Raw genomic sequence first — 16,701 nt, forward strand, 5'->3', positions numbered from 1 at the left:
CGCGGAGGACGACCCGGCCGCGTTCGCCGACATCCACGAGGTGGGCACCGGCGGCGACATCGTCCCCGCGACGGCGGTCCGTCGGGTGCTGGAGGCCTGCCCCGGCATCGTGGTCCGCAACACCTACGGGCCGACGGAGACCACGCTCTGCGCCACCCAGGTCCCGGTGCTGGCCAGCGAGCAGGTGCCGCCGGTGCTCCCGATCGGGCGGCCGATGGACAACACCCGTGCCTACGTGCTGAATTCCGCGCTGCGCCCGGTGCCGGTGGGAACCGCCGGCGAGCTGTACCTGGCGGGGAGCGGCCTGGCGCGCGGCTACCTGGGCCGGGCCGACCTGACCGCGCAGCGGTTCGTGGCGGACCCGTTCGGTCCGGCCGGCGCGCGCATGTACCGCACCGGAGACCTGGTGCGGTGGACGGCCGAGGGTCAGCTGGAGTTCGTCGGGCGGGCCGACGACCAGGTGAAGATCCGTGGCTTCCGGATCGAACTCGGCGAGGTCGAGGCGGTGTTGAGCGCCCATCCGGCGCTCGCCGACGCGGCCGTGATCGCCCGCGAGGACCGCCCGGGCGACAAACGCCTGGTCGCCTACGCCGTGCTGGCCGACCCGGCTGACACCACGGTCACCGTCGACGACCTGCGCCGGTACCTGGCCGGGTCGCTGCCGGACTACATGGTCCCGTCGGCGGCCGTGCTGCTGCCGTCGCTGCCGCTGACCACCAACAACAAGCTCGACCGCAAGGCCCTGCCGGCCCCCGAGCTCAGCTCGCTGGTCGCTCACCGGGCCCCGACCACGCCTCGCGAGGAGCAACTCTGCGAGGCCTTCGCCCAGGTCCTGGGTGTGCCCGAGGTCGGGTTGGACGACAACTTCTTCGAGCTGGGCGGGCATTCGCTGCTGGCCACCCGGCTGGTCAGCCGGATCCGCACCGTGCTGAACGTGGAACTGCCGATCCAGGCCCTCTTCGAGGCACCGACGGTGGCCGGCGTGGCCGAGCGGCTCGATGCACTGAACAAGCTCAACAAGAAGGCACGGCCCGCGTTCCGGGCAATGCGCGGGCAGAAGGAGTCCTGATGATCCCGGTTTCATTCGCACAGCAGCGCCTGTGGTTCCTGAGCGAGTTGGAGGGGCCGAACGCCACCTACAACATCCCGCTCTGCCTGCGGCTGACCGGCACGCTCGACCCGGTGGTGCTGGATGCCGCGCTGCGCGACGTGGTGGGCCGGCACGAGGTGCTGCGCACGGTCTTCCCGGCGGTCGACGGGCAGCCCTGGCAGGACATCAGGGCGGCGGACTCGGTCGGCCCGCTGCTGACCACGGTCGACGCGGCCACCTTCGACGAGACCGAGCTCAGCGCGGCGGTGGCCGGAGCCGCGCGCTGCGTCTTCGATCTGTCGGACGAACTGCCGCTGCGGGCCTGGCTCTTCTCGCGGGATGCGACCGAGCACGTGCTGCTGCTGGTGGTGCATCACATCGCCGGTGACGGCTGGTCGATGGGTCCGCTGGCCCGGGACGTCTCCACCGCCTACCAGGCCCGGCTGGCGGGTCGCGCCCCGCAGTGGGAGGAACTGCCCGGCCAGTACGCGGACTACGCGCTCTGGCAGCGCGAGCTGCTGGGCGAGGAAGACGACCCGGAGAGCCTGCTCACCGAGCAACTTGCCTACTGGCGCGGCGCGCTGGCGGAGCTTCCGGAGGAACTGGCACTGCCCACCGACCGCCCGCGCCCGGCGGTCGCCGGCCACCGGGGCGGCACGGTCGAGTTCGCCGTTCCCGCCGAACTGCATGGCGGTGTCGTGGAGCTGGCTCGGGCAAAGGGTTGCACCGTGTTCATGGTGCTGCAGGCGGCGCTCGCCGTGCTGCTGTCGCGCCTGGGCGCCGGGACGGACATCCCGATCGGCACGGCGGTCGCCGGACGGATGGACGAGGGGCTCAACGACCTGGTCGGCTTCTTCGTCAACACGCTGGTGCTGCGCACCGACCTGTCCGGCGACCCGTCCTTCACCCAACTGCTGGACCGGGTGCGGCAGACCGGCCTCGGCGCGTTCGCGCACCAGGACGTGCCCTTCGAGCGCCTGGTCGAGGAACTGGCCCCAGCGCGCTCGATGGCCCGCCACCCGCTCTTCCAGGTCATGCTCTCGCTGCAGAACAACGCCCAGCCTGCACTCGATCTGCCCGGTCTGACCGCCGAGCCGCTGGCCGCCGCGCAGGCCCCGGCCAAGTTCGATCTGGCCTTCACCTTCGGTGAGGAGTCCGGCGCGGGCGGCGTGGCGGCGGGGCTGTACGCGAGCGTGACCTTCGCTCTCGACCTCTTCGACCTCGAAACGGCCGAGCAGATCGGCGCGCGTTTCGTCCGGGTGCTGCGGGCCGTCTTGGCACAGCCGGACCGGCCGGTTTCGGCCGTCGAGGTGCTGGATGAGCAGGAGCGGCGGCGGATCCTGACGGAGTGGAACGACACGGCGGTCGAGCCGGTGACCGGGACACTGCCGGAACTGTTCGCCGCGCAGGTCACGCGGACGCCGGATGCGGTGGCGCTGGTCTGCGGCGACGTCGAGTTGACATTCGCGGAGCTGGACGCCCGGGCCAACGGAGTCGCCCGGCGCCTGATCGCGGAAGGCGTGGGCGCCGAGGCCGGGGTCGCGGTGCTGATGGAACGCTCCGCCGAGCTGGTGATCGCGCTGCTAGCCGTGGTGAAGGCCGGCGGCTGCTACGTGCCACTCGACACGCGGTATCCGCTCGCACACCGCCAAGCCATCGTCACGGAGACCGGGGCGAAGGTGATCCTCACCGACACCGCACTACGCGAGCAGGCCGGGGAACTCGGGCTCACCGTCCTGGAGGTCGGCGACCACACCGGTGACGCCTTCGAAGTGTGCTGCGATGCACGGCAGTTGGCGTACGTGATGTACACCTCCGGCTCGACCGGCCGCCCCAAGGGCGTCGCCGTCACCCACCAGGACGTCGTCGCACTCGCCACCGACCGCCGCTTCGCCGGCCCCGCGATGGAACGCGTACTGCTCCACTCCCCGCACTCCTTCGACGCCTCCACCTTCGAACTGTGGGTACCACTCCTGACCGGCCGTCAGATCATCGTCGCCCCCGCCGGCGACATCACAACAGCCTCACTCGGCCGCCTGATCACCCACCACAACGTCACCGGACTCTGGCTCACCGCAGGCCTCTTCGCCCTCATGACGGAGGAGGACCCCCACTGCCTGCACGGCGTCCGCGAACTATGGACCGGCGGCGACGTCGTCTCCCCCACCGCCGCCACCCGCCTCCAGACCACCTGCCCCGACACCACTGTCGTCAACGGCTACGGCCCCACCGAAACCACCACCTTCGCCACCACCCACCCGGTGGCGGACACCGGCATGGCGCTGCCGATCGGCCGACCGCTGGACAACACGCGCGCCTACATCCTCGACGCGCACCTCCACCCGGTCCCTGTAGGCAGCACCGGCGAACTCTACCTGGCCGGCGCCGGCCTCGCCCGCGGCTACCTCAACCGACCCGGACTCACCGCCGAACGCTTCATCGCGGCACCCTTCGGCGCTCCCGGCGAGCGCATGTACCGCACCGGCGACCTCGCTCGCTGGAACCACGACGGCCAGATCGAATACGCCGGCCGCGCCGACCAGCAAGTCAAACTACGCGGCTTCCGCATCGAACTCGGCGAACTCGAAACCACGTTGACCACCCATCCGACCATCGCGCAGGCCGCCGCCATCATCCGCGAAGACACCCCCGGCGACAAGCGACTCACCGCCTACGTGGTGCCCACCGGCGAACTCGACATCACGGCAGTACGGACCCACCTCGCCACCACCCTGCCCGACTACCTGGTCCCCAGCGCGATCATCCCGCTCGACACCCTCCCCCTCACCATCAACGGCAAGCTCGACCGCCGCACCCTCCCCGCCCCCGACCTCACCACGGCGCCCGGCCGCGAACCCCGCACCCCGCACGAAGAGCTCCTCTGCGAGCTGTTCGCACAGGTGCTGGGCCTGCCGCAGGTCAGCGTCGACGACAGCTTCTTCGACCTCGGCGGCCACTCCCTGCTCGCCACCCGCCTGATCAGCCGCATCCGCACCACCCTCGACGTCGAACTGCCGATCCGCGCCCTGTTCGAGGCGTCGACTGTCGCCGCGCTGGCCGACCGGCTGGAGGGCGCCGGACAGGGGCGTCCGGCACTCGTGGCGAGCCCGCGCCCCGAGGCGGTGCCGGTCTCCTTCGCCCAGCAACGCCTCTGGTTCCTCGGCCAGCTGGAGGGCCCCAGCGCCACCTACAACATCCCGCTCTGCCTGCACCTGACGGGCCCGCTGGAGACTGCGGCGCTCGATGCCGCGCTACGGGATGTCGTGGACCGGCACGAGGTCCTGCGGACCGTCTTCACCACGGTCGACGGGCAGCCCTGCCAGCAGGTGCGGGCGGCCGACACGGTCGGTTCGCTGCTGACGGTGGGCACGTTCGACGAGCAGGCGGTGGCACGGGCAGCCGGCCACGCTTTCGCCCTGGCTGCCGACATACCACTACGGGCCTGGCTGTTCTCCCAGAGCGCGACCGAGCACGTGCTGCTGGTGGTGGTGCATCACATCGCCGGTGACGGCTGGTCGATGGGCCCGCTGGCCCGCGACATCTCCACCGCCTACGCGGCCCGACTGGCGGGGGCGGCTCCGCTGTGGGAGCCGCTGCCGGTGCAGTACGCGGACTACGCGCTCTGGCAACGCGAGCTGCTCGGCTCGCCCGAGGACCCGGCCAGCGTGCTCGCCCAGCAACTCACCTACTGGCGAGCAGCATTGGCCGAGCTACCGGAAGAACTCGCACTGCCCACCGACCGGCCGCGCCCGGCGATCGCCGGCCACCGAGGCGGCACGGTTGAGCTGACGGTTCCCGCACAACTTCACGAGCGTCTGGCCAAGTTGGCCGGCGCCGAGGGAGTGACGGTCTTCATGGTGCTACAGGCAGCACTCGCCGTCCTGCTCTCGCGCCTGGGCGCCGGCACCGACATCCCGATCGGCACCCCGATCGCCGGACGCACCGACGACGCGCTCGACGACCTGGTCGGCTTCTTCGTCAACACCCTCGTGCTGCGCACCGACCTCACCGGCGACCCCACCTTCACCGAACTCCTGCACCGCGTCCGGGAAACCGGCCTCAGCGCCTTCGCCCACCAAGACGTCCCCTTCGAGCGCCTCGTCGAGGAACTCGCCCCAACGCGGTCCATGGCCCGCCACCCGCTCTTCCAGGTCATGCTCTCCCTCCAGAACAACGCCCAAGCGGTCATCGACCTGCCCGGCCTGCAGGCCGAACTCGTGCCCTCCGGCGAGTTGGCGGCCCGTTTCGACCTGGCGTTCACGCTCAGCGAGTCCTTCGCCGTCGATGGCGCGCCGGCCGGGCTGCGTGGCACGGTCACCTTCGCCGTGGACCTGTTCGACGCGACGACCGTCGAGCAGATCGCCGAGCGGCTGCTGCGCGTGCTGCACGCGGTGGCAGCCGAGCCGGAGCGACCGGTCACGCACGTAGAGATCCTGGATGATGCTGAGCGACACCGGATCCTGACCGAGTGGAACGACACCGCCCGCGAGGTCCCGGCGACCACGCTGCCCGAGCTCTTCGAGGCGCAGGCCGCCCGGACGCCCGAGGCCGAGGCCGTCGTCCACGGCAGTGCCGTCCTGAGCTACGCCGAGCTGAACGCACGCGCCAACCGTCTGGCCTGGCTACTGGTCGAGCGCGGGGTCGGACCGGAGTCGCTGGTCGCGGTGCTCATGGAGCGCTCGGCCGACGTGATCGTGGCCATGCTCGCGGTCCTCAAGGCCGGTGGCGCCTACGTGCCGATCGACCCCGAGTATCCGGTGGAGCGGATCGCCTACCTGCTGGACGATTCCCACCCGCAGGTAGTGCTGACCACCAGTAGCTGCGTGGACCGGGCAAATGAGCTGACGCAGCGTCAGTTTCTGCTGATCGACGAGGTATCGGCCTCCTCCTACAGCGACGAGAACCTCGGTACGACCGTGGCCCCGCAGCACCCGGCCTACGTCATCTACACCTCCGGCTCCACCGGCCGCCCCAAGGGCGTCCTGATCCCCCACGCCGCAGTCGTCAACTACATCGCCCGCAGCCAGGAGGCCTACCCCGAACTGCGCGGCACCACCCTGCTGCACGCCTCCATCTCCTTCGACGCCGGCGTCACCGCCCTCTACGGCGCCCTCACCACCGGCGGCCGAGTCCGCATAGCCCCCCTGGACGAACACCTGCCCCAGGCCCTGGCCGACGAGCACCTGAGCTTCCTCAAGACCACCCCCAGCGGCCTGGCCTACCTCGACGCACTCTCCGACACCCACATCCCCACCGGACGCCTCATGGTCGGCGGCGAAGCCTCCCAGAGCGCACAGCTCGAACAGTGGCGACAGCGTCACCCCGGCGTCGCGATCGTCAACCACTACGGCCCCACCGAAACCACCGTCGGCTGCACCGACTACCAGCTCGGCACCGACGAGCTCAGCACGATCGTCCCCATCGGACGGCCCATGTGGAACACCCGCGCCTACGTCCTGGACGCCACCCTGCACCCCGTCCCCACCGGAGTGGCCGGCGAACTCTACATCGCCGGCACCCAACTCGCCCGCGGCTACCTCAACCGCCCGAACCTCACCGCCGAACGCTTCATCGCCGACCCCCACGGCCCGTCCGGCTCGCGCATGTACCGCACCGGCGACCTCGCCCGCTGGCGCACCGACGGCAACCTCGAATACCTCGGCCGCACCGACGACCAGGTCAAGATCCGCGGCTTCCGCATCGAACTCGGCGAAATCGAAGCCGCCCTGGCCGCACAACCCGGCATCACCCAGGCCAGCGTCATCGTCCGCGAGGACAGACTGGTCGGATACGTCGCCGCCACAGCGGAGTTGGATGTCGCGGAGGTGCGTGCGCAGCTCGCCGCCCAACTCCCCGACTACATGGTCCCGGCCGCGCTCGTGCTCCTCGACGCGCTGCCCCTGACCGTCAACGGCAAGCTCGACCGCCGTGCGCTCCCCGCCCCCGACTTCACCACCGCCACCGCGAACTACCGCGCACCCTCCACCCCCCAGGAAGAGGTGCTCTGCGAGGTCTTCGCCGAGACGCTCGGCCTGCCCCAAGTTGGCCTCGACGACAACTTCTTCGAACTCGGCGGCCACTCCCTCCTCGCCGTCACCCTCGTCGAACGACTCCGCACCCGCGACATCCACATCAGCGTTCGCGCCCTCTTCACCACCCCCACCGTCGCCGGCCTGACCACCGCCACCACCGGAGCCGGCACGGCCGAGGTCATCGTCCCACCCAACCTGATCCCTGCCGACGCCCAGCACATCACCCCCCAGATGCTCCCCCTCGTCGACCTCACACCCCAGGAGATCGACCGCATCACCACCACCTTCCCCGGCGGCGCACCCAACATCGCCGACATCTACCCCCTCGCCCCCCTCCAAGAGGGCATCTTCTTCCACCACCTGATGAACGCCGACGGCATGGACCCGTATGTCCTGCCGACCACGCTGACCTTCGACTCCCGCGAGCGCCTGGACACCTTCCTGGATGCGCTCCGGCTCATCGTCGACCGGCACGACATCCTGCGCACCGCCGTGCTCTGGCAGGGCCTGCGCGAGCCGGTGCAGGTCGTGGCCCGTCAGGCCGAGCTGCCGGTCACCCTGGTCGAGCTCACCGGACCGGATCCGGTGGCCGAGCTCACCGCCGCCTGCCCGGCGACCATGGACCTGACCCGGGCACCACTGCTGCGCGCCCACATCGCCGCCGAGCCGAACACCGAGCCGGACACCGAGCAGGACGCCGATCCGGGCAGCGCGCGCTGGCTGCTACTCCTCCAGCGCCACCACCTGGTCACCGACCACACGGCGATGGACGTGCTGATGGCGGAGATCCAAGCCGTGCTGGACGGGCAGCAGGCCGACCTGCCCACCCCACTGCCGTTCCGCGACTTCGTCGCCCAGGCCCGCCTCGGCGTCTCCCGCGAGGAGCACGAGACGTTCTTCACCGAACTGCTCGGCGACGTCACCGAACCCACCGCACCGTTCGGCCTGCTGGACGTGCGCGGCGACGGCCGACAGGCGACCGACGCCCGCCTCCCGCTGAGCCCCGAGCTCGCCGCCCGGATCCGGGCGCGGGCCCGGGCACTGGGCGTCAGCCCGGCCGCCCTCTTCCACGTCGCCGTGGCCCAGGTGGTCGCCGCCACCGCCGGCCGCGACGACGTGGTCTTCGGCACCCTGCTCTTCGGCAGGATGAACGCCGGCAGCGGCGCCGACCGGGTACCCGGCCTGTTCATCAACACCCTCCCGATCCGGGTGCCCACCGCCGGCGTGAGCGCGGTGGATGCCGTGCTCGCCATGCGCGGCCGGCTCGCCGACCTGCTGGTGCACGAGCACGCCCCACTGGCCCTCGCCCAGCAGGCCAGCGGCATCACGGCGCCGGCACCGCTCTTCACCACGCTGCTCAACTACCGCCACGGCCAGGGCCCCGAGGAGCCGGTCCAGGCTGCTGAGCCGCAGGGCATCGAGGTCCGGCACGGCGACAGCCGCACCAACTACCCGCTGACCCTGTCGGTGGACGACCTCGGCGTCGGGTTCGCGCTCTCCGTCCACGCGGTGGCGCCCATCGACCCCGAGCTCGTCTGCGCCCTGGCGCACACCACGCTCCAGGGCCTGGTCACCGCGCTGGAGAGCGCACCCGACACCCCGCTGACCGAGATCGACGTCCTGGACCACGCGTTGCGGCAGCGGATCCTGGTCGGGTGGAACGACACCGCCCATGAGGTGCCGGCCGCGACCCTGCCGGGGCTGTTCGAGGCTCAGGTCAGGCGGACTCCCGACGCGCCGGCGGTGGTGTTCGAGGGCGTCGAGGTGACGTACGGCGACTTGAACGCCCGGGCGAACCGGCTGGCGCGGCTGCTGGTCGAGCGCGGGGTGGGGCCGGAGTCGGTGGTGCCGGTGCTGATGGAACGCTCCACCGAACTGGTCGTCGCGCTCCTCGCGGTCCTGAAGGCCGGCGGCGCCTACCTGCCCGTCGACCCGGACTACCCGGCCGACCGGATCGCGTACGTGCTCGGCGAGGCGAAGGCCTCGGTCGTCGTCACGCGGGAGCTCGTCGACGAGGCCGACCAGCACGACGCGGCTGATCTCGGCGATCGCGGCCTGGTCCCCGGGCATCCGGCCTACGTGATCTTCACGTCGGGGTCGACGGGCCGTCCCAAGGGCGTCGTGATTCCGCACACGGGAATCGTGAACCGGCTGGCGTGCATGCAGGACGTCTACGGTCTGACGGCCTCGGACCGCCTGTTGCAGAAGACCCCGTTCGGCTTCGACGTGTCGGTGTGGGAGATCTTCTGGCCGTTGTCGCAGGGCGCCACGCTGGTGGTGGCGCGTCCCGGTGGCCACCGTGAACCGGAGTACCTGGCCGAGCTGATCCGGCGTCAGCGGGTGACGGTCACTCACTTCGTGCCGTCGATGCTCCGCGCGTTCCTCGGCGAGTCGCTGGCCCCGGCGTGTACGGGACTGCGGGAGGTGATGTGCGGAGGCGAGGCGATGTCGGCGGAGCTGCGGGACCGCTTCGCGCAGGTGTTGCCCGGTGTGTCGCTGCACAACCTGTACGGGCCGACCGAGGCGTCGGTGGAGACCACCGAGTGGGCCTGCGCGGGCGAGCACGGCAGCGGATCCGTGCCGATCGGCGGCCCGGTCTGGAACACCCGCGTCTACCTGCTCGACGCCGGCCTCCGGCCGGTGCCGCCCGGCGCGCTGGGCGAACTGTACGTCGCCGGAGTGCAGTTGGCACGCGGCTACCTGAACCGTCCCGGCCTGACGGCGGAGCGCTTCGTGGCGGATCCGTTCGGCGCCGCGGGTGATCGGTTGTACCGCACCGGGGACCTGGCGCGGTGGCGTGCGGACGGGACGCTGGAGTACGCCGGGCGCACCGACGACCAGGTGAAGATCCGCGGCTACCGGATCGAGGTGGGCGAGGTCGAGACCGCGCTCGCCTCGCACCCGGCGGTGGCGCAGGCCGCCGTGGCGGTACGCGAGGACGTTCCCGGTGACAAGCGCCTGGTCGGCTACGCGGTCCCCGCGGGCGACCTGGACCCGGCGGCGGTACGCGCCCACCTCGCCGCGACCCTGCCCGACTTCATGGTGCCGGCGGCTCTGGTGGTGCTCGACGCACTGCCCCTGCTGGTGAACGGCAAGCTGGACCGACGCGCGCTGCCCGCGCCCGACTTCGTCGCGGGCTCGCACTACCGGGCGCCCACCACGCTGCGCGAGGAGGTGCTGTGCGAGGTGTTCGCCGAGGTCCTCGGGGCACAACAGGTTGGCCTGGACGACGACTTCTTCCAGCTGGGCGGCCACTCGCTGCTCGCCGTCTCGCTGGTGGAACGGCTGCGCGCGCGAGGTGTCCTGGTGAACATCCGGACCCTCTTCACCTCGCCGACCGTCGCGGGCCTGGCCGCCGCCGCCACGGTGGGCGAGGTGGCGGTGCCGCCGAACCTGATCCCCGCCGACGCGCAGCTGATCACGCCTCAGATGCTGCCGCTGGTGGACCTGACGGCGGAGGAGATCGAGCGGATCGTCTCGGTGTTCCCCGGCGGCGCGCCGAACATCGCGGACATCTACCCGCTGGCTCCGCTGCAGGAGGGCATCTTCTTCCACCACCTGATGAACGCCGGCGGCGATGACGTCTACGTGCTGCCGACCGTGGTCACCTTCGACTCGCGGACGCGGCTCGACACCTTCCTGGCCGCGCTGCAGCACGTGGTGGACCGGCACGACATCCTGCGCACGGCGGTTCTCTGGGAAGGCCTGCCCGAACCGGTCCAGGTGGTCGCCCGCCGCGCCCTGCTGCCGGTGGAACTGGTCGAGCTGACCGGCACCGATCCGGCGGCCGAGCTCTCCGCCGCCTGCCCCGCCGCCATGGACCTCGGCCGGGCGCCGCTGCTGCGGGCCCGGATCGCGGCCGAGCCGGGGAGCGAGCGGTGGCTGATGCTGCTCCAGCGGCACCATCTGTCGACGGATCACACCGCGATGGAGGTCCTGCTGGAGGAGATCCAGGCCGTGCTGGACGGCGAGCAGGACCGGCTGCCGATGCCGCTGCCGTTCCGCGACTTCGTCGCGCAGGCACGGCTTCGGGTCTCCCGGGAGGAGCACGAGCGCTTCTTCGCACGGCTGTTGGGCGGGGTGAGCGAGCCGACCGCGCCGTTCGGCCTGCTGGACGTGCGCGGGGATGCCAGCGGGGTGGCGGAGGCCAAGCTGCACCTGGCCGCCGAACTGGCGGAGCGGGTGCGGGAGCAGGCCCGGCGACTCGGTGTGAGCGCCGCCGCCGTCTTCCACGTGGCCTGGGCCCGGGTGGTCGCGGCGACCTCGCACTGTGACGACGTGGTGTTCGGCACCGTGCTGTTCGGGCGGATGAGCGGTGGCAGCGGCGCCGACCGGGTGCCGGGCCTGTTCATCAACACGCTTCCGGTCCGGGTGCCGACCGCCGGTGTCGGGGTGGCGGAGGCACTGCTCGCGATGCGCGGGCAACTCGCGGACCTGCTGGTGCACGAGCACGCGCCGCTCGCGCTCGCCCAGAAGGCCAGCGGGATCGGTGGCGCGACTCCGCTGTTCACCGCGCTGCTCAACTACCGGCACAGCCACGCCGCCGAGCAGCCGGCGCCGGATTCCTCGGGAGCCCAGCCGTCGGGGATCGAGGTCCTGCACAACCGGGAGCGCACCAACTACCCGCTGACCGTGTCGATCGACGACCTCGGCGCCGGGTTCGTCCTCACCGCGCAGGCGGTGGCCCCGATCGACGCCGAGCTGGTGTGCACGCTGCTGAACACGACGCTCGCGGGGCTGGTCGAGGCGCTGGAGACCGCTCCGACGTTGCCCCTCGGGCACGTCGAGGTGCTGGATGAGGTGGAGCGGCGGCGGATCCTGACGGAGTGGAACGACACGGCGGTCGAGCCGGTGACCGGGACACTGCCGGAACTGTTCGCCGCGCAGGTCACGCGGACGCCGGATGCGGTGGCGCTGGTCTGCGGCGACGTCGAGTTGACGTTCACGGAGCTGGACGCCCGGGCCAACGGACTCGCCCGGCGCCTGATCGCGGAAGGCATGGGCGCCGAGCGCGGCGTGGCTGTTCTGATGGAACGCTCGGCCGAGCTCGTGATCGCGCTGCTGGCGGTGGTGAAGGCCGGCGGCTGCTACGTCCCGCTCGATGCCCGCTACCCGCTCGCGCACCGTCAGGCGATCCTCGCGGAGACCGGGGCGAAGGTGATCCTCACCGACACCGCACTGCGCGAGCAGGCCGGGGAACTCAGGCTCACCGTCCTGGAGGTCGGCGACCGCGTCGGTGAAACCGTCGATATCCCGTGCGATGCACGGCAGTTGGCGTACGTGATGTACACCTCCGGCTCGACCGGCCGCCCCAAGGGCGTCGCCGTCACCCACCAGGACGTCGTCGCACTCGCCACCGACCGCCGCTTCGCCGGCCCCGCGATGGAACGCGTGCTGTTGCACTCCCCGCACTCCTTCGACGCCTCCACCTTCGAGCTGTGGGCACCACTCCTGACCGGCCGTCAGATCATCGTCGCCCCCGCCGGCGACATCACAACAGCCTCACTCGGCCGCCTGATCACCCACCACAACGTCACCGGGCTCTGGCTCACCGCAGGCCTCTTCGCCCTCATCGCCGACGAAGACCCCAACTGCCTGCACGGCGTCCGCGAACTATGGACCGGCGGCGACGTCGTCTCCCCCACCGCCGTCACCCGCCTCCAGACCGCCTGCCCCGACACCACTGTCGTCAACGGCTACGGCCCCACCGAAACCACCACCTTCGCCACCACCCACACCGCCAGCCGCCAGCCAGGCCCGCTGCCCATCGGCCGCCCGCTGGACAACATGCGCGCCTACATCCTCGACGCACACCTCCACCCAGTACCGACAGGCAGCACCGGCGAGCTCTACCTGGCCGGCGCCGGCCTCGCCCGCGGCTACCTGGACCGACCCGGCCTGACCGCCGAGCGTTTCATCGCGGCACCCTTCAGCGCTCCCGGCGAGCGCATGTACCGCACCGGCGACCTCGCCCGCTGGAACCACCACGGCCAGATCGAATACGCCGGCCGCGCCGACCAGCAAGTCAAACTACGCGGCTTCCGCATCGAGCCCGGCGAGATCGAGGCCGCCCTGGCCGCACACCCGGCCGTCGTGCAGGCCGCCGTGCTGGTCCGCGAGGACCTCCCCGGCGACAAGCGTCTGGTCGGCTACGTGGTGCCCGTGGGCGAGCTCGACATCACGGCGATCCGGAGCCACCTGGCCACCACCCTGCCCGACTACCTGGTCCCCAGCGCGATCATCCCGCTCGACACCCTCCCCCTCACCATCAACGGCAAGCTCGACCGCCGCACCCTCCCCGCCCCCGACCTCACCACGGCGCCCGGCCGCGAACCCCGCACCCCGCACGAGGAAGTCCTGGCCGTGCTCTTCGCCGAGGTGCTGTCGCTGCCCCGGGTCGGCGTCGACGACGACTTCTTCGACCTCGGCGGCCACTCGCTGCTCGCCACCCGCCTGGTCAGCCGCATCCGCACGGTGCTCGGCGAGGAGCTGGCCTTGCGAGACCTGTTCGAGGCGCCCACGGTGGCCAACCTCGCGCAGCGCCTCGCCACAGGCGCCGAACTCGGCGACAAGTTCGCCGAGTTGATGCCACTACGCCGCGAGGGCGCGCTACCTCCACTGTTCTGCGTCCACGCCGGATACGGCGTCGCGCTGGGCTACAGCCGTCTGCTGCCCTACCTGCCCGATCGTCCGCTCTACGCCCTCCAGGCGCGCAGCCTCACCCAGACCGAGCAACTGCCCCAAACCGTCGAGCAGATGGCCGCCGACTACGTGGCCCACATCCGTTCGGTCCAGCCGTCGGGCCCGTACCACCTGCTGGGCCACTCCTTCGGCGGCCTGGTGGTCCATGCCATCGCCGGTCGGCTGCAGGAGCTGGGCGAGGAGGTGGCCGTGCTCGGCATCATGGACGCCTACCCGTACGCCGCCTACACGGTGAAGGGCACCGAGCGGGACGAACAGGAAACCCTGGCGGTCTTCCTGGAGATGTTCCAGGTCGAGCGTCCGGGCACGGATGGCACGCCGCTCACCCGCGAGCAGGTGGTGCAGACCCTGGTGGAGAGCTCGTTCTCGTCCTTCTCCGCCGAGGACCTCGGTGCCATGGGCGACGCCTGGGAGCGCCACGTCCGGATGATGCGGGACTTCGAGCCCGCCCGCTTCCGCGGCGACGTGCTCTTCTTCACCGCCACCCGCCGGCGCCCCGAGGGCACCCCGCCGGCCACCGCCTGGGCCCCGCACATCGAGGGCCGGATCATCGACCATCACCTGGACGCCACCCACCACGGCCTGATGGATCCCGAACCCCTCGCCGAGATCGCCCGTGCGATCACGGAGTTGACGGAGCATCAGGCCTGACTCGACGCGTGGGACGTTCCGGTCCGGCCGGCGAGGGCACTGCGGTCCGCCGCCCTCGCCGGCCGGCGCCGTACTACAGGCCTCGCTTCATCGCGCCGTCCGCCAGGGCGTCGGTCGCCAGCAGCAGTTGCACCCGGACCTGGTCGAGTCGGCCCAGCAGGGCCAGCATCCTCAGCGACTCGCCGGTGGCCGGCGCGGTCACCAAGGCGACCATCTGCTCCTGATGGGCTCGCTCCAGGGCGGCCGCCGCGAGATGCGTGCCGGCCACGTCGGCCGCCGGCGAGCGCCGGTGGTTCACCAGGCCCGAGACGGCCGTCCGCAGGCCGGCGACCAGGCCGACGATGCCCTGGGTGAGCGGGACGAGCCGGTCCGGCGAGGTCGGGCCGTACAGGTCGAACTCACGGACGAACTCGTGCAGCACGTGGGTGCCGCCGTCCACCGCGTGGGACACCCGTAGCAGGTCCTCCCGGTCGATCGGGGTGGTCAGACACCGGACGAGCCGCGTGCTCACCTCGTCCCGCAACTCCCGGCTCTGCCGCCTGTTCGCCTGTTCGCCTGTTCGCCTCCGAGCGCAGCGCCGCCTCCGCGGGGATCGACTCCCCCGTGCTGACCAGGTGGGCTTCCACCACCGCGGCGTCCGACATCGCCAACTGCCCCAGGATCGCCCGCTCCAGCACGCTGTCGGGACGACCGGACAGGGCGCCGGACAGCGCGCGCAGTCGGGGCCAGCCGGCGGCGCGCGCCGAGCGGCCTACCGCTCGGACGCCGTTCGACCATTCGTCGCGCGCGGCCGACCGGTCGTCCCGCCGGTCGTCCGGCCGCGTCAGCCCGACCGACCGCGTGAACCCGGCCCGCGGACGGATCCGTCGTAGCAGGCGGGCGCCCTGCCCGTCGTAGCGAGTTCTCTGGAGGCATCCGATGACCCAGCACGCAGCGGACCGGGTCGTGCTCGACCCGCAGGCCGCCGACCGCCCGGCCGAACGCCGCCGGCTGCTCGCCGCGGGCCCTGTCGCGCCGGTGGAGCTGCCCGGTCGGATCCACGCCTGGGCGGTCACCCGGCAGGAGGTGGCCAGAACCGTCCTGACCGACCCTCGGTTCGTGAAGGACGTCAACCAGTGGGGCGCCTGGCAGCGCGGGGAGGTCCCCACCGGCTGGTCGCTGACCGCGGCGGTGAACCCCACCCGCAGCATGGTGACGGTCGACGGCGCCGACCACCGACGGCTGCGGAGCCTGACGTCCGCCGCGCTCACCGCGCGCCGGGTCGAACAGCTGCGGCCCAGGATCCAGGAGATCACCCGCGAGTTGCTCGACCGCCTCGCCCACCACGACGGCGTGACGGTCGGCCAAGCGGTCGACCTGAAGCGGACCTTCGCGTTTCCGCTGCCGATGAGCGTCATCGGCGACCTGTTCGGCGTCGACCCGGGACAGCACCGCGCCCTGCGACAGCTCTACGACTCGCTGTTCGACAGCACCACCGCCCCAGCCGAGGTGCTGGCCACCATCAGCGCGCTGCGCGACCTCTTCGGCGAGATCATCGCGTCCAAGCGCCGGGCGCCGGGCGCCGGGCGACGACCTCACCAGTGCGCTGATCGCCGCGAGCGAGCAGGGCGACCGGCTCACCGAGGAGGAGTTGCTCGGGACCCTCAGCGTCATCGTCGCCGCCGGTCACGAGACCACGGTGAACCTGATCGTCAACGCCGTCCGCGCCTTGTGCGCCAACCCCGGTCAACTCGCGCTGGTCCTGGCCGGCACGCACAGCTGGGAGGACGTCGTCGAGGAGACCCTGCACTGGGCCTCGCCGGTCAACAACTTCCTGTTCCGCTACGCCACCGAGGACATCGACGTCGCCGGCACGCTGGTCCGCCAGGGCGAGCCCGTGTTGATGGCCTACGGCGCCATGGGCCACGACCCCGGGCAGCACGGCCCCGACGCGGACCGCTTCGACCTCACCCGGGGTACCGGCCGCCACCTGTCCTTCGGCCACGGGCCGCACATCTGCCCGGGCGCCCAACTGGCCCGTCTCGAGGCACGGATCGCGCTGGGTGCCCTCTTCGAGCGCTTCCCCGCGCTCACGCTCGCCGTGCCCGAGGAGGAGCTGGTGCCCTATCCGGCGATCGCGCTGAACAGCCTGCGCTCGCTGCCCGTCCGCCTCTGGCCGCGACGTGCTGCCCAGCAGTAACCGTGCGGGGAGTCGCCGGCGATCTGGCGGCTCGACGTTCTGGCTCT

Annotated in this window: 4 protein-coding genes (1 of these 4 running past the window's edge); 3 read left to right on the forward strand and 1 reads right to left on the reverse strand. The window is 71.6% G+C overall.

Features of this window, described 5'->3' with window-relative positions; genetic code table 11:
- Both ABH937_RS18760 and ABH937_RS18765 read left to right on the forward strand, forming a co-directional pair.
- A protein-coding gene (locus ABH937_RS18760; RefSeq protein WP_370218890.1) for a non-ribosomal peptide synthase/polyketide synthase crosses the window boundary here: on the forward strand, positions 1 to 1,069 show its 3' end. 20,963 nt of this gene lie to the left of the window's left edge; the window shows 1,069 of its 22,032 coding nt (coding positions 20,964-22,032); its start codon lies off the left edge, out of view; the stop codon is at positions 1,067 to 1,069.
- The gene (locus ABH937_RS18765; RefSeq protein WP_370218891.1) at positions 1,069 to 14,475 is read left to right on the forward strand and encodes an amino acid adenylation domain-containing protein; all 13,407 of its coding nucleotides are present in this window, start codon (positions 1,069 to 1,071) and stop codon (positions 14,473 to 14,475) included. The genes ABH937_RS18760 and ABH937_RS18765 overlap by 1 nt, the downstream gene beginning before the upstream one ends.
- A 73-nt stretch (positions 14,476 to 14,548) precedes the next feature.
- On the opposite strand, the gene ABH937_RS18770 is transcribed toward ABH937_RS18765, so the two are convergent.
- Positions 14,549 to 14,986, reverse strand: coding sequence for a hypothetical protein (locus ABH937_RS18770; protein ID WP_370218892.1), 438 nt, complete (start codon positions 14,984 to 14,986; stop codon positions 14,549 to 14,551).
- Positions 14,987 to 16,105: 1,119 nt separating this feature from the next.
- Here ABH937_RS18770 and ABH937_RS18775 point away from each other — a divergent pair.
- Positions 16,106 to 16,654 (forward strand): cytochrome P450, encoded by a 549-nt coding sequence (locus ABH937_RS18775; protein ID WP_348533691.1) that lies wholly within the window; start codon positions 16,106 to 16,108, stop codon positions 16,652 to 16,654.
- The last annotated feature ends 47 nt before the right edge of the window (positions 16,655 to 16,701 follow it).

It is taken from the genome of Kitasatospora sp. GAS1066B (genome assembly GCF_041262605.1).
GTDB lineage: Bacteria > Actinomycetota > Actinomycetes > Streptomycetales > Streptomycetaceae > Kitasatospora.

Excerpts from the sequence above, each read along its gene's own strand:
- ABH937_RS18765 (WP_370218891.1), top strand. The coding sequence starts at position 1,069 with ATGATCCCGGTTTCATTCGCACAGCAGCGCCTGTGGTTCCTGAGCGAG.